The sequence below is a fragment of the Flavobacterium sp. ASV13 genome, assembly GCF_000745775.1.
Taxonomy (GTDB): domain Bacteria; phylum Bacteroidota; class Bacteroidia; order Flavobacteriales; family Flavobacteriaceae; genus Flavobacterium.
Map to the genome: position 1 here is coordinate 307,295 of NZ_JQJY01000009.1, position 26,854 is coordinate 334,148.

The 26,854-nt window shown below is 34.0% G+C and carries 22 protein-coding genes and 4 tRNA genes; 24 read left to right on the top strand and 2 right to left on the bottom strand.

Going from position 1 to position 26,854, the window contains the following annotated elements:
• Window positions 1-161 precede the first annotated feature (161 nt).
• The 5 genes from GQ47_RS19450 (at window position 162) to GQ47_RS19470 (ending at window position 5,727) form a co-directional block, all read left to right on the top strand.
• Window positions 162-2,129: a putative porin gene (locus GQ47_RS19450; RefSeq protein WP_035651971.1), complete on the top strand. Its 1,968-nt coding sequence runs from the start codon at window positions 162-164 to the stop codon at window positions 2,127-2,129.
• A 50-nt stretch (window positions 2,130-2,179) separates the two neighbouring features.
• Window positions 2,180-3,541 carry a pyridoxal-phosphate dependent enzyme gene (locus tag GQ47_RS19455; protein ID WP_035651974.1) on the top strand — a complete coding sequence of 454 codons (1,362 nt, stop codon included), beginning with the start codon at window positions 2,180-2,182 and terminating at the stop codon, window positions 3,539-3,541.
• Window positions 3,542-3,626: 85 nt separating this feature from the next.
• The gene (locus GQ47_RS19460; RefSeq protein WP_035651977.1) at window positions 3,627-4,109 is read left to right on the top strand and encodes a 3'-5' exonuclease; all 483 of its coding nucleotides are present in this window, start codon (window positions 3,627-3,629) and stop codon (window positions 4,107-4,109) included.
• A 76-nt stretch (window positions 4,110-4,185) separates the two neighbouring features.
• Window positions 4,186-5,457 carry a DUF2851 family protein gene (locus GQ47_RS19465; protein WP_035651979.1) on the top strand — a complete coding sequence of 424 codons (1,272 nt, stop codon included), beginning with the start codon at window positions 4,186-4,188 and terminating at the stop codon, window positions 5,455-5,457.
• A gap of 42 nt (window positions 5,458-5,499) precedes the next feature.
• Window positions 5,500-5,727, top strand: a complete 228-nt coding sequence (locus GQ47_RS19470; protein ID WP_035651982.1) for a PspC family transcriptional regulator — start codon at window positions 5,500-5,502, stop codon at window positions 5,725-5,727.
• A gap of 75 nt (window positions 5,728-5,802) precedes the next feature.
• Here the strand turns inward: GQ47_RS19470 and GQ47_RS19475 are convergent, their stop codons facing one another.
• Window positions 5,803-7,314 carry an APC family permease gene (locus tag GQ47_RS19475; protein ID WP_035651985.1) on the bottom strand — a complete coding sequence of 504 codons (1,512 nt, stop codon included), beginning with the start codon at window positions 7,312-7,314 and terminating at the stop codon, window positions 5,803-5,805.
• Between the two features lie 258 nt (window positions 7,315-7,572).
• Here GQ47_RS19475 and GQ47_RS19480 point away from each other — a divergent pair, with 258 nt between their 5' ends.
• The 19 genes from GQ47_RS19480 to GQ47_RS19570 all read left to right on the top strand — a co-directional run bounded on the left by GQ47_RS19480 (window position 7,573) and on the right by GQ47_RS19570 (window position 25,011).
• Window positions 7,573-8,463, top strand: coding sequence for a ComEA family DNA-binding protein (locus tag GQ47_RS19480; protein WP_035651987.1), 891 nt, complete (start codon window positions 7,573-7,575; stop codon window positions 8,461-8,463).
• A 13-nt stretch (window positions 8,464-8,476) separates the two neighbouring features.
• Complete coding sequence (locus GQ47_RS19485; protein ID WP_035651989.1) at window positions 8,477-9,619, top strand: acyl-CoA dehydrogenase family protein; 1,143 nt, start codon at window positions 8,477-8,479, stop codon at window positions 9,617-9,619.
• Window positions 9,620-9,703: 84 nt separating this feature from the next.
• Window positions 9,704-9,898 carry a 30S ribosomal protein S21 gene (gene rpsU / locus GQ47_RS19490; RefSeq protein WP_026730435.1) on the top strand — a complete coding sequence of 65 codons (195 nt, stop codon included), beginning with the start codon at window positions 9,704-9,706 and terminating at the stop codon, window positions 9,896-9,898.
• 106 nt (window positions 9,899-10,004) lie between these two features.
• Complete coding sequence (locus GQ47_RS19495) at window positions 10,005-10,898, top strand: tyrosine-type recombinase/integrase (protein WP_035652107.1); 894 nt, start codon at window positions 10,005-10,007, stop codon at window positions 10,896-10,898.
• Between the two features lie 35 nt (window positions 10,899-10,933).
• On the top strand, window positions 10,934-11,236 hold the full coding sequence (gene hpf, locus GQ47_RS19500; protein WP_035652108.1) for a ribosome hibernation-promoting factor, HPF/YfiA family: 303 nt from the start codon (window positions 10,934-10,936) through the stop codon (window positions 11,234-11,236).
• Between the two features lie 91 nt (window positions 11,237-11,327).
• Window positions 11,328-11,401: transfer RNA gene (locus GQ47_RS19505), tRNA-Thr, on the top strand.
• A gap of 61 nt (window positions 11,402-11,462) precedes the next feature.
• Window positions 11,463-11,543, top strand: a tRNA-Tyr gene (locus tag GQ47_RS19510).
• Between the two features lie 79 nt (window positions 11,544-11,622).
• Window positions 11,623-11,694: transfer RNA gene (locus GQ47_RS19515), tRNA-Thr, on the top strand.
• A 55-nt stretch (window positions 11,695-11,749) separates the two neighbouring features.
• Window positions 11,750-12,937, top strand: coding sequence for an elongation factor Tu (gene tuf, locus GQ47_RS19520; protein ID WP_026730432.1), 1,188 nt, complete (start codon window positions 11,750-11,752; stop codon window positions 12,935-12,937).
• A 59-nt stretch (window positions 12,938-12,996) separates the two neighbouring features.
• A tRNA-Trp gene (locus tag GQ47_RS19525) sits at window positions 12,997-13,067 on the top strand.
• 18 nt (window positions 13,068-13,085) lie between these two features.
• Window positions 13,086-13,283, top strand: coding sequence for a preprotein translocase subunit SecE (gene secE, locus GQ47_RS19530; RefSeq protein WP_008466927.1), 198 nt, complete (start codon window positions 13,086-13,088; stop codon window positions 13,281-13,283).
• Window positions 13,284-13,293: 10 nt separating this feature from the next.
• Window positions 13,294-13,845 carry a transcription termination/antitermination protein NusG gene (nusG, locus tag GQ47_RS19535; RefSeq protein WP_031456759.1) on the top strand — a complete coding sequence of 184 codons (552 nt, stop codon included), beginning with the start codon at window positions 13,294-13,296 and terminating at the stop codon, window positions 13,843-13,845.
• Between the two features lie 66 nt (window positions 13,846-13,911).
• Window positions 13,912-14,349: a 50S ribosomal protein L11 gene (gene rplK / locus GQ47_RS19540; protein ID WP_008466923.1), complete on the top strand. Its 438-nt coding sequence runs from the start codon at window positions 13,912-13,914 to the stop codon at window positions 14,347-14,349.
• Between the two features lie 13 nt (window positions 14,350-14,362).
• Window positions 14,363-15,052 carry a 50S ribosomal protein L1 gene (rplA, locus tag GQ47_RS19545; RefSeq protein ID WP_012024013.1) on the top strand — a complete coding sequence of 230 codons (690 nt, stop codon included), beginning with the start codon at window positions 14,363-14,365 and terminating at the stop codon, window positions 15,050-15,052.
• Window positions 15,053-15,074: 22 nt separating this feature from the next.
• Window positions 15,075-15,575, top strand: a complete 501-nt coding sequence (rplJ, locus tag GQ47_RS19550) for a 50S ribosomal protein L10 (RefSeq protein ID WP_035651992.1) — start codon at window positions 15,075-15,077, stop codon at window positions 15,573-15,575.
• A gap of 93 nt (window positions 15,576-15,668) precedes the next feature.
• On the top strand, window positions 15,669-16,040 hold the full coding sequence (rplL, locus tag GQ47_RS19555; protein WP_026730429.1) for a 50S ribosomal protein L7/L12: 372 nt from the start codon (window positions 15,669-15,671) through the stop codon (window positions 16,038-16,040).
• 266 nt (window positions 16,041-16,306) lie between these two features.
• Window positions 16,307-20,119: a DNA-directed RNA polymerase subunit beta gene (gene rpoB / locus GQ47_RS19560; protein WP_026730428.1), complete on the top strand. Its 3,813-nt coding sequence runs from the start codon at window positions 16,307-16,309 to the stop codon at window positions 20,117-20,119.
• Window positions 20,120-20,378: 259 nt separating this feature from the next.
• Window positions 20,379-24,689: a DNA-directed RNA polymerase subunit beta' gene (gene rpoC / locus GQ47_RS19565; protein ID WP_035651994.1), complete on the top strand. Its 4,311-nt coding sequence runs from the start codon at window positions 20,379-20,381 to the stop codon at window positions 24,687-24,689.
• A gap of 10 nt (window positions 24,690-24,699) precedes the next feature.
• On the top strand, window positions 24,700-25,011 hold the full coding sequence (locus GQ47_RS19570; RefSeq protein ID WP_008466913.1) for a DUF3467 domain-containing protein: 312 nt from the start codon (window positions 24,700-24,702) through the stop codon (window positions 25,009-25,011).
• A gap of 244 nt (window positions 25,012-25,255) precedes the next feature.
• On the opposite strand, the gene GQ47_RS19575 is transcribed toward GQ47_RS19570, so the two are convergent.
• The gene (locus tag GQ47_RS19575) at window positions 25,256-26,848 is read right to left on the bottom strand and encodes a peptide chain release factor 3 (protein WP_035651996.1); all 1,593 of its coding nucleotides are present in this window, start codon (window positions 26,846-26,848) and stop codon (window positions 25,256-25,258) included.
• Window positions 26,849-26,854 lie beyond the last annotated feature (6 nt).

Here is a 26,854-nt window from a genome sequence, read left to right on the forward strand (position 1 = left end):
AAATATTTTGATTTTTATAAAACCCTCAATCATTTTGATTGGGGGTTTTTTTATTGTGATAAAAACTCCTCATTCATACTGATTTGTTTTTTTATACGTTTTTATCTTTTACCTTTGCTTGACTAATTTTGTCGAATATAATTTCAATATAAAGCTATCAAATGAGAATACTCTTTTTTCTATATCTAATGATAATGCCCGCCTTATTGTTTTCTCAAGAAAAAAACACTTCTAAAAATAATTTGGATATGAACACGAAATATTCAAGTATTACAGATACTGTAAAAAAGAAAAAATCTTTAATAGCTAAAATTGAGCAATACCAGATTATCACTTTAGAGCATGATACTACTTATGCTGATACATCTTTAACATTGAAAAGTGCATACAGACAAAATTATCTCCGCAAGGATAATTTCGGTCTTTTAGAATTCTCAAATATTGGACAGACATATAATACCTTACAATATAGTCTGAATAGTTTTTCACCTTATCCAGAAATTGGTTTTTCAGGAAAACATTTTGATTATATGCAGGTTTCGGATATTAAATATTATTCTGCCGCAACGCCTTTTACAGAGTTGTTCTTTAATACTACTATTAATAAAGGACAAAATGTTGACTCATTTATTACATTAAACACCTCTAAAAATCTGAATTTTTCAATTGCCTACAGAGGACTTCGTTCAGAAGGAAATTATATTAACCAATTAGTAAGTGTTGGGAATTTTAGATTTACAACCAGTTATGCCACTACAGATAAACGATATATTTTGAATGCTCATGTAACATATCAGGATGTTACAAATGAAGAAAATGGAGGAATAACAACACCGAAGGATTTCGAAAGTAATGATCCTGATTTTAAAAACCGTCAGCGTTTGCAGGTGTATTTAACAGATGCAGAATCTTTATTAAAAGGACATCGTTTCTTTTTTGATCATGCATTCAGAATCAATTCTAAAGGAGGTGATAATAACTTATTTGTTACTCATCAATTTAATTATGAATATAAGTTCTTTGAATACAAGCAGCCAACTGTTCTTTCTACAGTAGGTACTACGCCAGTTCAGCGTTTTGGGGAATCATATGTGACAAGTAATATTAATGATCGTACTCGTTTTGAAAAACTGTATAATAAAGCAGGACTTGCCTATGAAAATTCCCTTTTAGGAAAATTCTATTTCTTCATTGATGACTATAGATCAAATTATGAGTACAATAGAATCATTGTAAGAGAGAACGGGCATATTATTCCTGACAATCTATTTTTGCAGATTAATAATGTTGGTGGACAATATGAATATCAAAAAAATAAATGGAACGGACGTTTCTTGTACACTAGGTCAATTACAAATCAATCGCTTTCGGACTTAGATGCGAAATTAAGATATAATTTAAACAAAGATTTTCAATTTGATTTTAGATATCGTAACATAAATAAACTGCCAAATAATAATTATAATTTATATCAAAGTAGTTATATTGAGTATAATTGGTCTAATGATTTTAAAAACGAAAAAATCAATCAACTTGGAGCAAATGTTTTCACGCCTTGGTTGAATGCAGAAGTTCAATATTCGGTGTTAAAAGACCATTTATATTTTGCTGATGTTTCTACAGATGCTCAGGCTTTGGCTCATACACAAATTATAAATCCAGCACAATATGGAAATGTAATTAATTATTTTTCTATAAAGGCTAACAAAGAATTTAAATTTGGGCGATTTGGTTTTGATAATACACTTTTGTATCAAAAAGTGGATCAGTCAGAATTAATTGTAAATGTGCCCGATTTTGTAACCAGAAATACACTGTACTATTCTAGTTATTTTTTCAAAAAGGCATTATTTATGCAAACAGGAATTGTGTTTAATTATTTTACGAAATACTACGGAAATGATTACAATCCGGTTGTTGGAGAATTTTTTGTTCAAAATACAAAGGAAATTGGTAATTATGCTACTTTCGACTTTTTTGTGAATGCAAGAATTCGTCAAACTCGTTTTTACTTAAAAGCAGAACATTTTAATTCTTCTTTTTCTAATAACGATTACTATTCGGCGCCGAATAATCCATATCGCGATTTTGTAATCCGTTTTGGTTTGGTTTGGAACTGGTTCGAATAAAATTAAGCCTTTATTTATTTTTTTAAAACCAAATATTAAATTATAGTAAAATGGACTTTTCAAATAATATTTTAGAAACAATAGGCAATACGCCGCTTGTAAAGCTCAACAAAATTGTTGCTGAAATTGATGCATTAGTGTTGGCAAAAGTCGAAACTTTTAATCCAGGAAATTCTGTAAAAGATAGAATGGCCGTTAAAATGATTGAAGACGCTGAAGCAGACGGCAGATTGAAACCTGGAGGGACAATTATTGAAGGAACTTCTGGAAATACTGGAATGGGATTGGCACTTGTTGCTATTGTAAAAGGTTATAAATTAATCTGTGTAATCTCAGACAAACAGTCTAAAGAAAAAATGGATATATTGCGTGCCGTTGGTGCAAAAGTTGTGGTTTGTCCCACTGATGTTGAGCCAACTGATCCTCGTTCGTATTATTCGGTTTCGAAGCGTTTGGCTGAAGAAACTCCAAATTCCTGGTATGTAAATCAGTATGATAATATGTCTAATTCATTGGCTCATTACGAACAAACTGGACCAGAAATCTGGAAACAGACTGATGGGAAAATCACGCATTTCGTAGTAGGAGTTGGAACAGGAGGAACAATTTCTGGAGTTGGAAAATACTTAAAAGAGAAAAACCCGAACATTAAAATTTGGGGAATAGATACTTATGGTTCTGTTTTTAAGAAATATCATGAAACCGGTATTTTTGATGAAAATGAAATCTATTCTTATATTACAGAAGGAATTGGAGAGGATATTTTACCAAAAAATGTCGATTTCTCTTTGATTGATGGCTTTACAAAAGTTACTGATAAAGATGCAGCAGTTTATACTAGAAAAATTGCTTTGGAAGAAGGTATTTTTGTTGGAAACTCAGCTGGAGCATGTATAAAAGGCTTGCTTCAGTTAAAAGAACATTTTAAACCAGATGATGTTGTAGTGGTTTTATTTCATGATTCAGGAAGCCGCTATGTTGGAAAAATGTTCAACGACGATTGGATGCGTGAGCGTGGATTCTTAGAAGAAAACATTACTAAAGCAGAAGATGTTATCAAAGATCATATTGATAAAGAATTAATTGTTGTTAGAACTGAGGAATTAGTTTCGCATGCGATTGACCGTATGCGTAAGTATAAAATCTCTCAAATTCCGGTTGTAGATATTAATGGTTTTGTTGGATCTGTTGACGAAACGGATTTATTTAGAAGTTATGTAGCGGATAAAAATGTTGCTGAAAAACCAATTAAGGAAGTAATGGGAAAACCTTTTCCTATTGTGAAATTAGGTACTCCTATTGAAGAAGTATCAAAGCTTTTTACAAAAGAAAATGATGCAGTTTTAGTTGATTTAGGAAACGGTTCGCACCATATTATTACAAAATATGATATTATTGGTTCAATAAAATAGAACGCATAAAATAGAATTTATCCATAAATCTGATTGATATTAACCAATCGGATTTATGGATTTTCTCTTTTTAAATTATTAGAAAATGAATTTTACTGCAATAGATTTTGAAACTGCGACAAGTTTTCATCCCTGCTCAGTCGGAATCGTGACGGTGCAAAATGGTGTAATAGTCGACGAGTTTGTTACTTTAATAAAACCTCCAAACAATATTTATAATCCATTTACAATTCAGGTTCATGGAATTTATCCGCGTGACACGGTTAATGCAAAATCATTTGTACAGGTTTATCCTGAAATTGAAAAAAGATTAAAGAATAGAGTGGTGGTAGCTCACAATGAAAGTTTTGATCGAAATGTATTAATTAAGTCGATGTTGGCAAATGGCTTAAGTTATGAAGATTTGAATATTGCATTAAAATGGGAGTGCACAGTAAAAATTTACAAAGCGAAAGGCATAAAACCTACAAAGCTTAGCGATTGTTGCCGTGAAATGAATATCAAATTAAATCATCACGAAGCATTATCAGATGCAAGAGCATGTGCAAAATTATATATGCTACGCTAAAAATATAATTTTTGTAAGAATAATATTAATTTATTTTTTTATTTTTAGATTTTGAAACTTATTATATTGTCTAAAAATGAAAGAAGATTTTCTTCATTATCTATGGAAATTCAAAAAGTTCAGTACTCTGAATTTAAAAACCGCCCAAAAGGAGGAACTTGTCATTTTTAAAACGGGTGATTATTTAGGACTTTCCGGTCCGGATTTTTTTAATGCTCAAATTAAAATTGATGAACAAAAATGGGCTGGAAATGTCGAAATCCATTTAAAATCATCAGATTGGTATTTACATCATCATGAAAAAGATATTGCTTATGAGAATGTAATTTTACATGTTGTCTGGGAACATGATACTGAAATTTTCAGAGAAAATAATTCCGAAATTCCTGTTCTGATTCTGAAAGATTATGTTTCAAAGGAAATAATTGCAAATTATAATGCTCTTGTTTCTGTGAAAAGTTGGATTTTTTGTGAAAGACAATTAAATGAAATAGATGATTTCGTTTTTAAAAATTGGCAGGAAAGACTTTTTTTTGAACGATTAGAGCGTAAATCGGAGTTTATTTTTCAATTATTAGAGGAGACAAACCAAGATTGGGAAGCTGTTTTGTTTTGTATGTTAGCCAGAAATTTTGGACTTAACACAAATGGTAATTCTTTTTTCCAAATGTCGAAGTCAATCCCTTTTTCTATTTTAAGAAAAGAAAGTTTTGAAATAGAAAATATTGAAGCCTTGCTTTTTGGATTTTGTGGTTTGTTAGATGCTGAAAAAGAAGATGTTTATTTTAAAGATTTAAAGTTTCGATATTTTTTTCTGCTTCATAAATACAATTTAGATAGAACTTATGTAGATCCTGTTCAGTTTTTTAAACATCGACCAGATAATTTCCCTACGATCAGACTTTCTCAGTTGGCAAGTCTTTATTATAGTTATCAAAACTTATTTTCAAAAGTAATTGATTTAAAGTCGGTAAAAGATGTCTATAAACTTTTTAGTGTTTCTGCAAGCCCTTATTGGCAGAATCATTATCAGTTTGATAAAGAAAGCCCAAAGAAGTCCAAAGCATTGTCAAAGCCGTTTTTAGATTTATTAATTATCAATACAATAATCCCAATCCAATTTACTTATTCAAATATAATGGGATTAGCAATTGCCGAGAATTTAATAGATTTTATGAATGACGTTTCGTCTGAAAAAAATGCAATTATAGAGAAGTTTGCATCTTTTGGAGTGAAATCAAAAAATGCATTTGAAAGTCAGACTTTATTGGAACTCAAAAATGAATATTGTAACCATAAGGCTTGTTTAAAATGCGCAATAGGATTGGAATTGCTTAAAAATGATTAGATAATTTGTACTTTTGTGAAAATTAAAATCTAAAACTAAAAGATGTCCACAATTTTAAGACTTAAATTCTTTTTTGAAAAGTACGGTTTTCATGTTTCATCAAGATTGGCAGATAAACTTGGAATGCGAGTAACCAATGTTAGATTGTTCTTTATCTATATTTCTTTTGTTACTGCAGGTTTAGGATTTGGTGTTTATTTGACTCTTGCTTTTTGGATCAGATTGAAAGATTTAATTCGCTCAAAAAGAACATCTGTATTTGATTTGTAAAGTTTGCTATTCAATTTTCAACATAAAAAAACCTGTTCAATTATGAACAGGTTTTTATTTTTTCAAGAGTTTAGATTAAATCTCTTCAACTTCATTTTCAAGATTATTAAGTTTTGCTCTTTTTTTACTGTAAACAAAGTAAACTATAATACCTAAAGTTCCCCAGCATAAAAAGGCAATCCATGTCTCATGTCTTACTTGAGTCATTAAAAACAAGTTGAAAGATACTCCCAATGTTCCTACCAAATATACAGCCGGAGTTTTATAATGTCTTTCTAATTCAGGTTTTTTATATCTTAAGATCATTACAGCCACACAAACCATTCCGAAAGCTAATAATGTTCCCATACTACACATTTCACTTACTTTTTCAATTGGTGTAAGTGCTGCAACGACTGAAATGATCGTTCCAACTAGGAAAGTACTTTTATATGGTGTTTTGAAAGTTGTATGTAATTTACTGAAGAATGGAGGTAATAAACCATCTTTAGACATACCTAAGAAGATACGAGTTTGTCCTAACATCATCACAAGCATTACAGATGTTAAACCTGCAGTTGCTGCAATTGTGATAATAAATACGGCCCATGTTAATCCGTTTTCGCTAAAAGCAGAAGCTACTGGTGCAGCTTTATCTAACTGATCATAATGTACCATTCCAGTTAATACTAATGATACAAGAATGTAAAGAATCGTACAAATTACTAATGAAGCAATAATTGCAAAAGGGACATCTTTTTTAGGATTAATAGCTTCACCAGCTTGAGTTGAAACCGCGTCAAAACCGATATAAGCAAAAAATACAATAGTTGCTGCGGTTAAAACACCTCCGAATCCAAAATTCATTTTTCCGGTAGCATTTCCAAGAGAATCTAAAGCAGGAACTTCTGTAGGGATAAATGGATGCCAGTTTTCTACATTAATATAGAATGCACCACAGATAATTACAAAAAGTACTACTGCAATTTTAACTATTACAATGATGTTGTTTGTACTTGCAGCTTCTTTAATTCCTTTTATAAGAATCGCTGTAACAATCCATGTAATTACAAATGCAGGCAAATTAAATGCAAACGTAGGAATGTCAATTAAATCCTGAGGGAAAGCTTTATTGTGTTCGATGATTTTTTCTGTCGCAGTAGCAAGGTCATTACAGAGCCATATAGGAAATTCTATTCCAAATAAATGTATCAGTTTTACAAAATAACCGCTCCAGGCGACGGCGACGGTTGTGGCTCCCATCATATACTCAAGAATTAAATTCCAGCCGATGAACCACGCAAAAATTTCACCTATCGTTCCGTATGCATATGCATATGCTGATCCTTCAACAGGTAATACCGAAGCAAATTCAGCATAACAAAGTGAAGCAAATAAACAGCCTATACCAGCAATAACAAAAGACAGAGCCAAAGCTGGGCCAGCATAATCATGAGCAGCGATGCCCGTTAAGGTGAAAATTCCTCCACCAATGATTGCCCCAATTCCTAATGAGGTCAATCCCCATCTCGTAAGAACTCTTTTTAAATCACTTTTTTTCATATCGGCTTCAAAAGCAGATATAGGTTTAACTCTCCAAATTGACATATGATTATATTGGTTTATTGTTATTAAGTGCCAAATGTATTGTTTTTTGTAAAAAATAAAAACAATTATAGAGTTTTAAGTTATAAAATGTTTAAAATATTCATAAATGTCATGTAAAACAAGCTTCAAAGCCTTTGATTTGTCAATCTTTTTAGGTTAAAATTTTAGAAAATACATTTCAGTGTAAAAATAAAAATTTAGTAAAATTCTTAATAAATTGATATTTTTGGATTCTTTTTAATATCAGCAACTAGAACTATGAAAAATTATAAGCCGTTTATATCCTATTTCAAATTTACAAATCAGCAACGTACAGGCATAGTGGGACTTTTCGTTATTATAATTATACTAGAGGTCTTATATTTCACTTTAGATTTTAATATGACCGAAAAATCTTTTCCTGAAAAAGAGCAATGGATGTCACTGCAATCTGAAATAGATTCTCTAAAGATGGTTAAAAATGAGAGAAAGCCAATGCAGTATTCTTTTAATCCAAATTTTATTTCAGATTATAAAGGTTATAAACTTGGAATGTCTGTTGCGGAAATTGATAGATTATTGGTATTCCGAAAGGAAAATAAATATGTGAACTCTGCTGAAGAATTTCAAAACGTAACAAAAATTTCAGATTCTTTGCTAAGAGCAATTTCTCCTTTCTTCAAGTTTCCGGATTGGACTCGCAGTAAGCCAAATTTTAAAAATGAAAAGAAGGAGTATGCTCAAAAAACAGAATTCAAAAAAGAAAAAATTATTGTTTTGGATATAAATCAGGCATCTCAAGAAGATTTGATGAAAATTTATGGTATTGGAGAAGCTTTATCGGCTAGGATTCTTAAACAAAAAGAAATTTTAGGATGTTTTGTTTTGATGGAACAAATGAATGATGTCTGGGGATTATCGCCTGAAGTAATTGCTGAGCTGAGCTCTCATTTTAAAGTTGTAATTCCGGGCAATTTGAAAAAAATAGCGATTAATGACGCATCCTTAAAAGAATTATCGCAGTTTCCATATTTTAAATATGCTTTGGCGAAGCAGATTATAACTTATCGAAGTATGAATGGAAATTTCAATAATATTGAGGATTTGATAAAAATTAAAGGTTTTCCTGTTGAAAAAGCAAAAATAATTAGTTTATATTTGGAGTTCTAAAAAAAGCCAACAAATGAATTTTGATTATAATGAAACGCAGTCAATGATTGCTCAGTCTATTAAAGAATTTGCAGAGAAAAACATTAGACCTAATATTATGGAGTGGGACGAAGCTCAAATTTTTCCTATAGCGCTCTTTAAACAATTAGGAGAAATGGGTTTTATGGGAGTTTTAGTGCCAGAAGAATACGGAGGTTCAGGATTAGGGTATCATGAATATATTACAGTTATTGAAGAAATTTCAAAGGTTGATCCTTCAATAGGATTGTCTGTTGCTGCTCATAACTCATTATGTACAAATCATATTTTGACTTTTGGAAATGAGGAGCAAAAGAAAAAATGGCTTCCTAAATTAGCCACGGCTGAACATATTGGTGCTTGGGGATTAACAGAACACAATACGGGTTCTGATGCCGGAGGTATGAATACGACAGCAGTAAAAGATGGTGATTTTTGGGTGGTGAACGGAGCCAAAAATTTTATAACACATGCTATCTCTGGTGATATTGCAGTAGTTGTGGTTAGAACTGGAGAAAAAGGGGATTCAAAAGGAATGACAGCATTTGTTTTTGAAAAAGGAATGCCGGGATTTTCATCTGGAAAAAAAGAAAATAAATTAGGAATGCGCGCTAGTGAAACTGCTGAACTGGTTTTTGATAATTGTCGTGTTCCCGATGCAAACAGACTTGGAGAAGTTGGGCAGGGATTTGTCCAGGCAATGAAAATACTTGACGGAGGCCGAATTTCAATTGGTGCTCTATCTTTAGGAATCGCAAAAGGAGCGTATAATGCAGCTCTGAAATATTCCAAAGAAAGATATCAGTTTGGTCAGCCTATTAGTAGTTTTCAAGGAATCTCATTTAAATTAGCAGATATGGCTACTGAAATTGAGGCTTCGGAATTGTTGCTGCATAAGGCTGCTTACTTAAAGCAACAGCATAAACCAGTAACAACATTAGGTGCGATGGCAAAAATGTATGCTTCTGAGGCTTGTGTAAAAATTGCCAATGAAGCTGTTCAAATTCATGGAGGGTACGGATATACTAAAGATTTTCCTGTAGAGAAGTTTTATAGAGATTCGAAATTATGTACAATAGGAGAGGGAACTACTGAAATTCAAAAATTAGTAATCTCCAGAAATTTGCTTAAAGAATAAAGAAAAAATAATTCAAAATTTATGATTGATAATTCATAATTAATTTTTACCTTTGCAGTCTTAACGAGAGGAGGTGTCTATATTATGTTAATTATACCAATTAAAGACGGAGAAAATATCGATAGAGCATTAAAGCGCTATAAAAGAAAATTTGATAAAACAGGAACTGTTCGTCAATTAAGAGCACGTACTGCTTTTATTAAGCCTTCTGTTATCAAAAGAGCACAAATTCAAAAAGCTGCTTACATCCAAGGCTTGAAAGATAGCTTAGAAAGTTAGTATTACGCTTTTTAAAAATAATTACCGTTAGTTGTCGAAATTTTGGCACTAACGGTTTTTTTATGCTTAATTTTGAGGTTAAGTATGAATGGATAAATTGGTTGTAATGAAGTCAAATAAAGATGCTTTTCGGGATTATCTTCAGTTGGAGAAGAAATATTCTTTGCATACTGTTGGTGCTTATCTAAATGACATTTCGTTTTTTGAGGAATTTAACAAGCTTCATTTCGAGCAAGATGGAATCGAAAATTCGAATTATAGTCAAATCAGGAGTTGGATTGTTTCTTTGGTTGATGATGGTGTTGCTAATGTTTCGGTTAATAGAAAAATGGCTTCATTGAAGGCGTTTTATAAATTTCTTTTGAAATCAAAGCAAATTGATGTGAATCCGATGTTGAAACACAAGGCTTTGAAAACGCCGAAAAATGTTCAAATACCGTTTTCTGAAAAAGAACTGGGAGATTTGATTCAAAGTATAGGTGTTCCAATTGGTTTTGAAGAGGTAAGAGATAAGTTGATTGTCGATTTGTTTTATACAACCGGAATGCGAAGAGCAGAGTTGATACATTTGATGTTGTATAATGTTGATTTGTCTTCAAATGTGATTAAGGTTTTGGGGAAAAGGAATAAAGAACGAATTATTCCGGTTTTGTCTATTGTTGCTGATGAATTAAAGGTGTATTTAAGTGAGCGTTCTTTGGTTGAAAATATTCAAGATGAGGATTATTTTTTTATTTCAAAAAAAGGATTAAAATTGAGTGAATCTTTTGTGTATCGATTAATAAATTCTTACTTTAGTAGGGTCTCTGAAAAGGTGAAAAAAAGTCCGCATGTGCTACGGCATACTTTTGCAACTCACTTATTGAATAATGGAGCAGATTTAAATTCAGTTAAGGAATTATTAGGGCATTCGAGTTTGGCGTCTACGCAAGTGTATACTCATAATAGTTTGGCGGAACTCAAGAAGACATATAATGATGCGCATCCTCGAAATAAATAATGATTTCTGAAATGTTTAACCCTAAAATTAGTATTATGAAGGTAGATGTTCATGCAGTTAACTTTACTGTTGACCGAAAATTGGTGGATTTTATTCAGGAAAGAATGGATAAGTTAGAAAAATATTACGATCGAGTAGTGTCGTCAGACGTTTTTTTAAAAGTGGAGAGAACAAGTGATAAGGAAAACAAGGCAGTAGAGATAAAGATTAATGTTCCGGGAGATGATTTTTTGGTAAAAAAGCAGTGCAAGACATTTGAAGAAGCGGTTGAGCTTTCGGCAGAATCGTTAGAACGTTTATTGGTAAAAAGGAAAGAAAAAATAAGAGCACATATATAATTGAAATTTTTTTTTGAAAAATGTTTTGATTCAAAGATAAAATAGTTACATTTGCAGTCCGTTAGAAATAGCGGACTTTTTTAATGCATTCGCCGATGTAGCTCAGCTGGCTAGAGCAGCTGATTTGTAATCAGCAGGTCGTGGGTTCGAGTCCCTCTATCGGCTCAAAAATATTTCAAATGCGATTTGAAATTTGTTCTTTAGAATAATGAAATTTTAAAAATTAGGGGAGATACTCAAGCGGCCAACGAGGGCAGACTGTAAATCTGCTGTGTGAACTTCGCAGGTTCGAATCCTGCTCTCCCCACGTAAAAATAAGATTTTGAATGTTTTATAAACTGTAAAGTTTGAAAATAAGAAAAATCTTAAAATTAAATTAAGGCTCTGCCGGTGTAGCTCAGGGGTAGAGTGCTTCCTTGGTAAGGAAGAGGTCTCGGGTTCAAATCCCGACATTGGCTCAAGTAAGTAGGAAATTGAAAATTAATATATAACTAAGATTAAAAATTAAGTAAAATGGCAAAGGAGAATTTTAATCGTTCCAAACCGCACTTAAACATAGGTACAATTGGACACGTGGATCACGGAAAAACTACATTAACTGCTGCAATTACAAAAGTATTGTCAGATGCTGGTTACTGTCAAGCAAAATCGTTTGATCAAATCGATAACGCTCCAGAGGAGAAAGAAAGAGGTATTACTATTAATACATCTCACGTAGAGTATGAAACAGCTAACCGTCACTACGCTCACGTTGACTGTCCAGGTCACGCGGATTACGTAAAGAACATGGTTACTGGTGCTGCTCAAATGGACGGAGCTATCTTAGTAGTTGCTGCTACAGATGGTCCAATGCCACAAACTCGTGAGCACATCCTTTTAGGACGTCAGGTTGGTATTCCAAGAATCGTTGTTTTCATGAACAAAGTGGATATGGTTGATGATGCTGAGTTGTTAGAGCTTGTTGAAATGGAAATTAGAGATTTATTATCTTTCTACGAATATGATGGAGATAATGGTCCTGTAGTTCAAGGTTCTGCATTAGGAGGATTAAACAATGATCCAAACTGGGTGCCTAAAATTATTGAATTAATGGAAGCTGTTGATGCTTGGATTGAAGAGCCAGTACGTGACGTAGCTAAACCATTCTTGATGCCAGTTGAGGACGTATTTACAATTACAGGTCGTGGAACTGTTGCTACAGGTCGTATCGAAACTGGAGTTGCTAACACTGGAGATCCTGTTGAAATCATTGGTATGGGAGCTGAAAAATTAACTTCTACTATTACAGGAGTTGAGATGTTCCGTAAAATCCTTGATAGAGGTGAAGCTGGAGATAACGTAGGTTTATTGTTAAGAGGTATTGATAAAGCTGATATCAAAAGAGGTATGGTTATTATTAAGCCAGGTTCAGTAAAACCACACGCTAAATTCAAAGCTGAGGTTTATATCTTGAAAAAAGAAGAAGGTGGACGTCACACTCCATTCCACAATAACTACCGTCCACAGTTCTACGTACGTACAACTGACGTAACAGGAGTTATTTCTTTACCAGCAGGTGTAGAGATGGTAATGCCAGGTGATAACTTAACTATTGAAGTTGCTTTATTAAGCCCAATCGCTATGAACGTAGGTTTACGTTTCGCTATCCGTGAAGGTGGTAGAACAGTTGGTGCTGGTCAGGTTACTGAAATCGTAGAGTAATTCTATAAATAAATAAAAAGCCAGTTGATTTTCTTTATTGAAATCAACTGGCTTTAATTACGGGCGTAGTTCAAGGGTAGAATAGCGGTCTCCAAAACCGTTGATGGGGGTTCGAATCCCTCCGCCCGTGCAATAAAAAATATATCAAATGACAAAAGTTACTAATTATTTATCAGAGGCTTTCGAGGAGTTAAAGTCAAATGTTACTTGGCCAGCATGGGCTGAGGTTCAAAAATTGACAATTGTTGTGGCTGTATTTTCGATTCTGTTCGCTTTGGCAACATGGGGAGTAGACGAATTTTTTGCAAAAGCTTTGGCTGGATTTTTTAACTGGTTAAAAGGATAATTTTTTTGTGATGGCAGATAATAATGTGAAAAAATGGTATGTAGTTAGAGCTGTAAGTGGACAAGAGAATAAAGTCAAAGCTTACATCGAAACTGAGATTGCCAGACTAGGGATGGAGGATTATGTTTCCCAAGTTTTAGTTCCTACTGAAAAAGTGGTTACTGTGAAAGAGGGAAAAAAAATGTCTAAGGATAAAGTGTATTTCCCTGGATATGTTATGATCGAAGCCAATTTAGTTGGTGAGATACCTCATATTATTAAATCTATTACAAGTGTGATTGGTTTTTTAGGAGAAATTAAAGGAGGAGAACCTGTTCCTTTGAGATTATCTGAGGTAAATCGTATGTTAGGAAAAGTAGATGAGTTAGCAGTTAATACTGATACTCGTGCAATTCCTTTCAGTTTGGGTGAAACTGTAAAAGTGATCGATGGTCCTTTTAACGGATTTAACGGTACGGTTGAAAAAATCAATGAAGAAAAGCGTAAACTTGAAGTTATGGTTAAGATTTTCGGAAGAAAGACACCATTGGAATTAAGTTTTATGCAAGTAGAAAAAGTATAATTTTTGTTACACTATAATAAACCATTGTAATCGCTTCCATTGATTACAATGTTAAATTTTTTAAAAATGGCTAAAGAAATTAGTAAGGTAGTTAAACTACAAGTTAAGGGAGGTGCTGCGAACCCGTCGCCACCGGTTGGACCTGCTTTAGGAGCTGCTGGGGTTAACATCATGGAGTTCTGTAAGCAATTTAATGCTAGAACTCAGGATAAACCTGGCAAAATTTGTCCAGTGCAAATCACTGTGTACAAAGACAAATCATTCGATTTTGTTGTTAAGACTCCTCCAGCAGCAGTTCAGTTAATGGAAGCTGCAAAGCTAAAATCTGGTTCTGGTGAGCCTAATCGTAAAAAAGTAGCTAGCGTTACTTGGGAACAAATTAGAACTATTGCTGAAGACAAAATGCCGGACTTAAACGCTTTCACAATTGAGAAAGCTATGAGTATGGTTGCTGGAACAGCTAGATCTATGGGTATAACTGTATCAGGAGATGCTCCTTTTTAATTAAGAAAAAGACATGGCAAAATTAACAAAAAAGCAAAAAGAGGCTGCTTCAAAAATTGAAAAGAACAAATTATACTCTCTAAAAGATGCTGCTGCATTATTGAAAGTTGTTGCTTCTGCAAAATTTGATGAGTCTGTTGATATCGCAGTTCGTTTAGGAGTAGATCCTAGAAAAGCGAATCAAATGGTAAGAGGTGTTGTAACTTTACCTCACGGAACAGGAAAAGATGTTAAAGTATTAGCATTGGTTACTCCAGATAAAGAGGCTGAAGCAAGAGAAGCTGGAGCAGATCACGTTGGTCTTGACGATTACCTTCAAAAAATTAAAGATGGTTGGACAGATGTTGATGTTATCATCACTATGCCAGCTGTTATGGGTAAATTAGGTCCATTAGGTCGTATTTTAGGACCTAGAGGTTTAATGCCAAACCCTAAAACAGGTACTGTAACTATGGATGTTGCAAAAGCTGTTCAAGAGGTTAAAGCTGGTAAAATTGACTTTAAAGTTGATAAAACTGGTATCGTTCACGCAGGAATTGGTAAAGTTTCTTTTGGAGCTGAGCAAATTGTTGACAACGCACACGAAATTATTCAAACATTAATAAAACTTAAACCAACTGCTGCTAAAGGTACATACATTAAAGGTATCCACCTTACAAGCACAATGAGTCCTGCTATTGCATTAGACCCAAAAGCAGTATAATTGGTAGTTAAAAATTTTTAGTATGACTAGAGAAGAAAAATCAATCGCGATTGAAAATTTAACTGCGCAGTTAGCTGGTACAAATATCATTTATGTATCTGATATTTCTGGTTTAAACGCAGAGACAACTTCAAACTTACGTAGAGCTTGTTTTAAAGCTGGTATCAAATTAGAAGTAGTTAAGAATACTTTGCTTGCAAAAGCAATGGAAGCTTCTGCTAATGATTATGGTGATTTACCAACAGTTTTAACTGGTAACAGTGCTATCTTTATTTCTGATGTTGCTAACGCACCTGGAAAAATTATCAAAGATTTCCGTAAGAAATCTGATAAACCAGTTTTAAAAGGAGCTTACATCAATTCTGAAGTATATATTGGGGATAACCAATTAGATGCATTAGCTACAATTAAATCTAAAGAAGAGCTTATTGGAGAAATCATTGGGTTATTACAATCTCCAGCTCAAAGAATTATTTCTGCTTTACAAAACAAATTCGCTGGTAGCGAAGAAGGAGCAGAGTAATTATTTATGTAAGGAAGAATACTTCCTTGCTGCTTAAATTAGCGCACAATAATTAAATTATATTTTTACAAATCATTTTAAACGATAGAAAAAATGGCAGATTTGAAACAATTCGCAGAACAATTAGTTAACTTAACAGTTAAAGAAGTTAACGAATTAGCAACAATATTAAAAGACGAGTATGGTATCGAGCCTGCTGCTGCAGCTGTAGTAGTTGCTGCTGGTGGTGGAGAAGGTGCTGCTGAAGAAGCACAAACTGAATTTACAGTTGTATTAAAAGAAGCTGGTGCTTCTAAATTAGCAGTTGTGAAATTAGTAAAAGAACTTACAGGTTTAGGTTTGAAAGAAGCTAAAGATGTAGTTGACGGTGCTCCAAGCAACGTTAAAGAAGGTGTTTCTAAAGAAGAGGCTGAAGGTCTTAAGAAAGCATTAGAAGAAGCTGGAGCTGTAGTTGAATTAAAATAATTCAACTCGGTTTTAAGAACTAGGTTTAGGTCCTGAGTTAACACTCAAAGGCCTAAACCATTTTTCGTATAATAAAATACATTAAATTTTATTATCAAATAGTTTAATATACGAAAGAGTTTTTGATCAATACGAAGAAAAAAAATGGAACCTGATTTTATCGTTTTATTTTTAAAGATGTATTGATTTTAAAAAGAAAGTATAAACTACGCAGTGTGTTTTTACACAAAAAAATTACTTTTTTTTAATCAAAATTTTGTCCATTGATGATAACAAATCAGACTGAAAGATTGAATTTTGCCTCTACAAAAAATATTCCTGACTATCCGGATTTCTTGGATGTTCAGGTTAAATCTTTTAAAGATTTCTTCCAATTAGAAACGAAATCTGACGAAAGAGGCAACGAAGGGTTATACAATACCTTCATGGAAAACTTCCCAATTACAGATACAAGAAATAACTTTGTATTGGAATTCCTAGATTATTTTGTTGATCCGCCACGTTATACAATTCAAGAATGTATAGAGAGAGGTCTTACTTATAGTGTGCCTTTAAAAGCTAGGTTAAAACTATACTGTACAGATCCAGAACACGAAGATTTTGAAACAATTGTACAAGATGTTTATCTTGGAACAATACCTTACATGACTCCAAGTGGTACTTTTGTAATAAATGGTGCCGAGCGTGTTGTAGTATCACAATTACACCGTTCTCCTGGGGTTTTCTTTGGACAGTCATTCCACGCAAATGGAACTAAACTTTATTCTGCAAGAGTAATTCCTTTTAAAGGATCTTGGATAGAATTCTCTACAGATATTAACAGCGTAATGTACGCGTATATCGATAGAAAGAAAAAATTACCTGTAACAACTTTATTCCGTGCTATCGGTTTCGAAAGAGATAAGGATATCCTTGAAATTTTCGACTTAGCAGAAGAAATTAAAGTTTCTAAAACGGGTATTAAGAAATATATTGGAAGAAGACTTGCTGCACGTGTATTGAACACATGGCATGAGGATTTCGTTGATGAAGATACCGGAGAGGTAGTTTCTATTGAACGTAACGAAATCATCCTTGATCGTGATACAATTATCGACAAAGATAATGTTGAAGAGATCATCGATTCTAACGTTAAATCTATTTTGTTACACAAAGAGGATAACAATCAGGCAGATTATGCTATTATCCACAACACGTTACAAAAAGATCCAACAAACTCTGAAAAAGAAGCTGTAGAGCACATTTACCGTCAGTTGCGTAATGCTGAACCGCCTGATGAGGAAACTGCTCGTGGTATTATAGATAAATTGTTCTTCTCTGATCAACGTTATAACTTAGGTGAAGTTGGTCGTTATAGAATGAACAAAAAATTAGATTTAGATATCCCTATGGATAAGCAAGTGCTTACAAAAGAGGATATCATTACAATCGTTAAATATTTGATCGAATTGATCAACTCTAAAGCAGAGATTGATGATATTGATCACTTATCAAACCGTCGTGTTAGAACAGTTGGTGAACAATTGTCTCAACAATTCGGTGTTGGTTTAGCACGTATGGCTAGAACTATTCGTGAGAGAATGAACGTTAGAGATAACGAGGTGTTTACACCAATTGATTTGATTAATGCTAAAACATTATCATCAGTTATCAACTCTTTCTTTGGTACTAACCAGTTATCTCAATTTATGGATCAAACGAATCCATTAGCTGAGATTACACACAAAAGAAGACTTTCTGCACTTGGACCAGGTGGACTTTCGAGAGAGAGAGCTGGTTTCGAGGTTCGTGACGTTCACTATACTCACTATGGTCGTTTATGTCCGATTGAAACTCCTGAGGGACCAAACATTGGTTTGATTTCATCTCTTGGTGTTTATGCAAAAGTAAACGGAATGGGATTCATTGAAACTCCATACCGTAAAGTAACTAATGGTGTAGTTGATTTAGAAAGTACTCCAGTCTACTTAAGTGCTGAAGAAGAAGAAGGAAAAATGATTGCTCAGGCAAACATTGAAATGGATGCTTCTGGTAAAATTACAGCGAGCAATGTTATTGCTCGTGAGGAAGGTGACTTCCCGGTTGTTGAGCCATCAGTAGTTCATTATACAGACGTTGCTCCTAACCAGATCGCTTCGATTTCTGCTTCATTGATTCCTTTCTTGGAACATGATGATGCGAACCGTGCGTTGATGGGATCAAACATGATGCGTCAGGCAGTTCCTTTGATCCGTCCTGAAGCTCCAATTGTAGGTACAGGTTTAGAACGTCAGGTAGCTTCAGATTCTAGAGTATTGATCAATGCTGAAGGGCATGGAACTGTAGAATACGTAGATGCTAATATCATTACTATTAAATACGATCGTACAGAAGACGAGAGAATGGTTAGTTTTGATGCTGATGAGAAAACGTACAATTTAATTAAATTTAGAAAAACCAATCAAGGTACAAGTATCAACTTGAAACCAATCGTAAGAAGAGGTGATAGAGTTGTTCCTGGTCAAGTATTATCAGAAGGATATGCTACTCAAAATGGTGAATTAGCTTTAGGTAGAAACTTAAAAGTTGCGTTCATGCCATGGAAAGGGTACAACTTCGAGGATGCGATTGTAATTTCTGAGAAAGTAGTTCGTGATGATATTTTTACTTCTATCCACGTTGATGATTATTCATTAGAGGTTAGAGATACTAAGTTAGGAAATGAAGAGTTAACAAACGATATTCCTAACGTTTCTGAAGAAGCTACTAAAGATTTAGATGAAAACGGTATGATTAGAATTGGAGCAGAGGTTAAACCTGGCGACATTTTGATCGGAAAAATTACACCAAAAGGAGAATCTGATCCTACTCCAGAGGAGAAATTGCTTCGTGCAATCTTTGGAGATAAAGCAGGTGATGTAAAAGATGCTTCATTAAAAGCTTCTCCATCTTTACATGGTGTAGTTCTTGACAAAAAATTATTTGCAAGAGCCGTAAAAGATAAACGTAAACGTACTCAGGATAAAGATGCTTTAGGCGCTTTAGAAATGGAATTCGAAACTAAATTTGTTGAATTAAAAGACAGATTAGTTGAGAAATTATTCTTGATCGTTAACGGAAAAACATCTCAAGGTGTAATGAATGATTTGGGTGAAGAAGTTTTACCAAAAGGTAAAAAATATACTCAAAAAATGCTTTACGCAGTAGAAGATTTCGCTCACTTAAGTAAAGGTCAATGGGTTGCTGATGATGCTACTAATAAAATGGTTAATGATTTAATTCATAACTATAAAATTAAGCTGAACGACTTACAAGGAGCTTTAAGAAGAGAGAAATTCACTATTACAGTTGGAGATGAATTACCATCTGGAATCTTGAAATTGGCTAAAATCTATATCGCTAAAAAACGTAAGTTAAAAGTTGGTGATAAAATGGCGGGACGTCACGGTAACAAAGGTATTGTTGCTAGAATCGTTCGTCACGAAGATATGCCTTTCTTAGAAGATGGAACACCAGTAGATATCGTATTGAATCCACTTGGGGTACCTTCACGTATGAACATTGGTCAGATTTATGAGACTGTTCTTGGATGGGCTGGTATGAACTTGGGTAGAAAATTTGCTACTCCAATCTTCGACGGTGCTTCTCTTGACGAAATCAATGCTTTGACTGATGAAGCTAACGTACCACGTTTCGGACATACTTATCTTTATGATGGTGGAACTGGTGAGCGTTTTGCACAAAAAGCAACTGTTGGTGTAATTTACATGCTTAAATTAGGACACATGGTTGATGATAAGATGCACGCACGTTCTATCGGACCATACTCGTTGATTACGCAACAACCACTTGGAGGTAAGGCTCAATTTGGAGGTCAGCGTTTTGGAGAGATGGAGGTTTGGGCACTTGAGGCTTATGGAGCTTCTAGTACACTACGTGAAATCTTAACTGTTAAGTCTGATGACGTTATTGGTAGAGCTAAAACTTACGAAGCTATCGTTAAGGGAGAAACTATGCCAGAACCAGGTTTGCCAGAATCATTCAATGTATTAATGCACGAATTGAAAGGTCTAGGTTTAGATCTTCGTTTGGAAGAATAATAAAAGTTTTGGAATCAGTCTCATTTTTTAATGGGACTGATTACTCATTTATAATAAGTTTTTAAAGATTTATACCCGTAACCCGTTCCGATTTTTTATAACAATGCAAGGCATTTTATAACTAGCGCTTCAAATAAGAATTTGAGGTTTAGAGAAGTAACCCGAGGTAGTAGCTGAATGATTAACTCTTATTCTTTTAAGAGTAGATTATAAATCTAAATTCAATTTTTTAATTGCAAATAAATCAATAGTAAAAACTATGATGAATAACAGAAACAATAATAAAGATAAGAATCCAGTAAAAAGATTTAACAAAATCTCTATTGGATTGGCTTCACCAGAATCTATCTTGAAAGAATCAAGAGGAGAGGTTTTAAAGCCAGAAACAATCAACTATAGAACTCACAAACCAGAGCGTGACGGACTTTTCTGCGAAAGAATCTTCGGACCAGTAAAAGATTTCGAATGTGCTTGTGGTAAGTATAAAAGAATTCGTTACAAAGGTATCATCTGTGACCGTTGTGGTGTTGAAGTTACTGAGAAAAAAGTACGTCGTGATAGAGTAGGACACATCAACCTTGTTGTGCCAATTGCTCATATCTGGTATTTTCGTTCTCTTCCAAATAAAATTGGTTATATCCTTGGTCTTCCATCTAAGAAATTAGATATGATTATTTACTACGAAAGATACGTGGTAATCCAGGCAGGTATCGCTAAAAATGCAGATGGAGAATCTTTACAAAGACTAGATTTCTTAACTGAAGAAGAATACTTAAATATTTTAGATACTCTTCCACAAGAAAACCAATATTTAGATGATTTAGATCCTAATAAATTTGTTGCCAAAATGGGAGCAGAATGTATTATGGATTTATTAGCTCGTATTGACTTAGATGCTTTATCTTATGAATTAAGACACAGCGCTAACAACGAGACTTCTAAACAAAGAAAAACGGAAGCTTTAAAAAGATTACAAGTTGTTGAGTCTTTCCGTGAGTCTAATGAAAACCGCGAAAACCGTCCAGAATGGATGATTATGAAAGTGGTTCCAGTTATCCCACCAGAATTACGTCCGCTTGTGCCACTTGATGGTGGTCGTTTTGCAACTTCAGATTTGAACGATTTATATCGTCGTGTAATCATCCGTAACAACCGTTTGAAAAGATTAATGGAGATTAAAGCTCCAGAAGTTATCTTAAGAAACGAAAAACGTATGTTACAAGAATCTGTGGATTCATTATTTGATAACACTCGTAAAGCTTCTGCTGTTAAAACAGAATCTAACAGACCATTAAAATCATTATCTGATTCCTTAAAAGGTAAGCAAGGACGTTTCCGTCAAAACTTACTTGGAAAACGTGTGGATTATTCTGCTCGTTCGGTAATTGTTGTTGGTCCAGAATTAAAATTATTCGAATGCGGATTGCCAAAAGATATGGCATCTGAATTATACAAACCTTTCGTTATCCGTAAATTGATTGAAAGAGGTATTGTTAAAACAGTAAAATCTGCTAAGAAAATTATAGACAAAAAAGAGCCTGTAGTTTGGGATATCCTTGAAAATGTAATTAAAGGACACCCTGTATTGCTTAACCGTGCACCTACGTTACACAGACTTGGTATTCAAGCTTTCCAACCAAAATTAATTGAAGGAAAAGCGATTCAATTGCACCCATTAGTATGTACGGCTTTCAACGCCGATTTTGATGGGGATCAGATGGCAGTTCACTTGCCATTAGGACCAGAGGCTATTTTAGAGGCTCAACTATTAATGTTGGCTTCTCACAATATCCTGAACCCTGCAAATGGTGCTCCGATTACTGTACCTTCTCAGGACATGGTCTTGGGTCTATATTATATGACCAAAGAGCGTATTTCTACAGACGATCACAAAATTTTAGGTCAGGATTTGACTTTCTATTCTGCTGAAGAAGTAAACATTGCATTAAACGAAGGAAGATTAGAATTAAATGCTCGTGTGAAAATTAGAGCAAAAGATTTTAATGAGGCTGGAGAATTAGTGTATAAAATCATTCAAACAACTGCAGGACGTGTATTATTTAACGAAGTAGTACCAGAAGCAGCTGGATATATCAATGATGTATTGACTAAGAAAAACCTTAGAGATATTATTGGACACATTTTAAGTGTGACTGATGTACCTACAACGGCAGCTTTCTTGGATAATATGAAAGATATGGGTTATAAATTCGCATTTAGAGGAGGTTTATCATTCTCTTTAGGTGATATTAGAATTCCAGAACAAAAAACAAAATTAATTGCAGATGCCAGAGAGCAAGTTGAAGGTATCTCAACTAACTATAACATGGGTCTTATCACCAATAACGAACGTTACAACCAAGTTATTGATGTATGGACTTCAGCAAATGCGCAGTTAACAGAATTAGCAATGAAAAATATTAGAGAAGACCAGCAAGGTTTCAACTCTGTATATATGATGCTTGACTCTGGGGCAAGGGGTTCTAAGGAACAGATTCGTCAGTTAACTGGTATGCGTGGTTTGATGGCTAAGCCTAAAAAATCTACTGCTGGTGGTGGTGAGATTATTGAAAACCCGATTCTTTCTAACTTTAAGGAAGGTCTTTCGATCCTTGAGTACTTTATTTCTACTCACGGTGCTCGTAAAGGACTTGCGGATACGGCTCTTAAAACTGCCGATGCCGGATACTTGACAAGAAGGCTTCATGACGTTTCGCAAGATGTTATTGTTAACATCGAAGATTGTGGAACTTTAAGAGGTGTTGAAGTTTCTGCTTTAAAGAAAAATGAGGAAATCGTTGAATCATTAGGAGAAAGAATTTTAGGACGTGTTGCATTGCAAGATGTTATAAATCCACTTACTAATGAAGTAATGGTTCAATCTGGCCAACAAATTACTGAAGCAATTATGAGAACTATCGAAGCTTCTCCAATTGAAAAAGTAGAGGTTAGATCTCCATTAACTTGTGAAGCTTTAAAAGGTATTTGTGCTAAATGTTACGGTAGAAACTTAGCTACTGGAAAAATGACACAAAGAGGTGAAGCTGTCGGAGTTATTGCAGCTCAATCTATTGGAGAGCCAGGTACACAGTTGACACTTCGTACGTTCCACGTTGGAGGGGTTGCTGGAGGTATCTCTGAAGAGTCTAGTATTGTTACAAGATTCGCAGGTAGACTTGAAATTGAAGATTTAAAAACAGTTAAAGGAGAAGACGGAGAAGGAAACTCTGTTGATATCGTAGTTTCACGTTCAACTGAATTAAAGTTAGTTGATGAGAAAACTGGAATTGTTTTAAATACACATAACATTCCTTACGGATCTAGTATTTTTGTTAACGATGGAGATACTGTTGCTAAAGGAACTGTAATCTGTAAATGGGATCCATATAACGGTGTAATTGTTTCTGAGTTTACTGGTAAGATTGCTTACGAGGATTTAGAGCAAGGACAATCGTTCATGGTTGAGATCGATGAGCAGACTGGTTTCCAAGAAAAAGTAATTTCTGAGGCTAGAAACAAAAAATTAATCCCAACTTTATTAGTTTATGGTAAAGAAGGTGAATTGATTCGTTCTTACAACTTACCAGTAGGTGCACACTTAATGGTTGAAAATGGTGAGAAAATTAAAGCAGGTAAAGTATTAGTAAAAATCCCACGTCGTTCTTCTAAAGCAGGCGATATCACGGGAGGTTTACCAAGAATTACTGAGTTGCTTGAGGCTCGTAACCCTTCAAACCCAGCGGTTGTATCTGAAATTGATGGTGTTGTATCTTTCGGAAAAATTAAAAGAGGTAACCGTGAGATCGTTATCGAATCTAAATTTGGTGAGATTAAAAAGTATTTAGTTAAACTTTCTAGCCAAATCTTAGTACAAGAAAATGACTTCGTAAGAGCGGGAGTTCCATTGTCTGATGGTGCAATTACACCAGATGATATCTTAAGAATTCAAGGTCCAGCTGCTGTTCAACAGTACTTGGTAAATGAAATTCAAGAGGTTTACCGTTTACAAGGGGTAAAAATTAATGACAAGCACTTTGAGGTAGTTATTCGTCAAATGATGCGTAAAGTAAGAGTTCAGGATCCAGGTGATACTTTATTCTTAGAGGATCAATTAATTCACACTAAAGATTTCATCGTTCAAAACGATAAATTGTATGGTATGAAAGTAGTTGAAGATGCTGGAGATTCTTCAGTATTGAAACCAGGTCAGATTATTACACCTCGTGAATTACGTGACGAAAATTCATTATTGAAACGTACAGATAAAAATCTTGTTGTAGCAAGAGACGTAATTACTGCAACTGCAACGCCAGTTTTACAAGGTATTACAAGAGCTTCGTTACAAACTAAATCATTCATTTCTGCGGCTTCATTCCAGGAGACAACGAAAGTACTTAACGAAGCTGCAGTAGCTGGTAAAGTAGATGATCTAGAAGGATTAAAAGAAAATGTAATTGTTGGACACAGAATTCCTGCGGGAACTGGTATGAGAGAATACGATAACACTATCGTAGGATCTAAAGACGATTACAATGAAATGATGGCTAATAAAGAAGAATACATTTATTAATTAGGAAACTATGAGTAATCCGAAACAACAACAAGAGCAAATTAATATTGAGTTAGACGAAACTGTCGCAGAAGGAATTTATTCTAATCTTGCGATTATTAATCACTCATCATCAGAGTTTGTTTTAGATTTTGTGAGCATTATGCCAGGTATTCCTAAAGCCAAGGTAAAGTCAAGAATTGTTTTGACACCACAACATGCTAAAAGATTATTACGAGCAATTGGTGAGAATATCCACAGATTTGAAGCAGCCCATGGCGAAATCAAAGAAACGGAACAAGCGCCAATACCACTTAATTTCGGTCCTGCGGGACAAGCATAAATTTTAAAGCCCCAGTAATGGGGCTTTTTTTTTAGCATCAATTTTCTATTTTGCAGTTTATCCGATTTAATCGGTATTTCATCGACTAAATTTCTGCCTTACTTAAGTTTGCCGTATTTTAGCAATTCCGAATTAGAAAAAATTTATATTAGAATAATAACTCATTAAGGTTGTCATTAATTCAAATAAAAAAAGCGCTATAATGTATATAGCGCTTTTTTTATAGTTTATTTTTAAATGTAAATTAATCAAACTCAGATGTAAAGTATAATTTCACACTTGGATATTTACTTTGTGTCATTTGAATTGTAAAATCAGAATCGGCTAAAAATACAAGTTGTCCGTATTTATCGTGTGCCAAAAATTTTTGTTTGATTCGCTTAAATTCTTTGAATTCTTCGTTTTTAGCATCATCTGGTTTTACCCAGCAAGCTTTGTGAACAGGGAAGTTTTCGTAAGTACATTTTGCACCGTACTCATGTTCTAAACGATATTGAATTACCTCATACTGAAGTGCTCCAACTGTTCCGATTACCTTACGGTTATTCATTTCTAAAGTAAACAACTGAGCTACACCTTCATCCATTAATTGATCTACACCCTTTTCTAATTGCTTAGCTTTCATAGGGTCAGCATTATTGATGTATCTAAAGTGCTCTGGAGAAAAACTCGGAATTCCTTTAAAACTCATAATTTCACCTTCTGTCAAAGTATCTCCAATTTTAAAGTTTCCGGTATCATGTAAACCAACAATATCTCCAGGATATGAAATATCTACAATTTCTTTTTTCTCAGCGAAAAAGGCATTTGGACTAGAGAATTTTAAATTTTTCTTTTGGCGAACGTGATAATATGGTTTGTTTCTCTCAAAAGTTCCAGAAACAATTTTGATAAATGCTAAACGGTCACGGTGTTTTGGATCCATATTAGCGTGAATCTTAAATACAAAACCAGACATTTTTTCTTCAGCTGGATCAACTAAACGAGTTTCAGAATCTTTTGGTCTTGGAGAAGGAGCGATTGTAACGAAACAATCTAATAATTCACGCACTCCAAAATTATTTAAGGCAGATCCAAAAAACACAGGCTGGATTTTTCCATCTAAATAATCCTGACGCTCAAATTTTGGATAAACTTCATCAATTAATTCTAATTCTTCGCGAAGTTTTTCAGCTGCTTTTTGACCCACAATTTTATCTAATTCCGGATTATTCTGAACATCAGAAAAAGCAATTGTTTCTTCAATGTTTTTACGGCTGTCTCCACTGAAAAGATTGATGTTTTCTTCCCAAAGATTATAAATTCCTTGGAAATCATAACCCATTCCGATTGGAAAACTTAAAGGAGTTACTTTTAATCCTAATTTTTGTTCGACTTCATCCATCAAATCGAAAGCATCTTTACCTTCACGATCTAATTTATTGATGAAAACAATCATCGGAATATTACGCATTCTACAAACTGCAACTAATTTTTCAGTTTGTTCCTCAACCCCTTTTGCAACGTCAATTACAACAATTACACTATCAACGGCAGTTAAAGTTCTGAATGTATCTTCGGCAAAATCCTTGTGTCCAGGTGTATCAAGAATGTTGATTTTTTTGTCTTTATAATTAAAAGCAAGTACAGAAGTCGAAACCGAGATACCTCTTTGGCGTTCGATTTCCATAAAGTCACTCGTTGCTCCTTTTTTAATTTTGTTGTTTTTTACTGCACCAGCTTCCTGAATAGCACCTCCAAATAACAGTAATTTCTCTGTTAATGTAGTTTTACCGGCATCGGGATGCGATATAATTCCGAATGTTCTTCTGCGTTGTATTTCTTTTAAAAAGCTCATATTTCG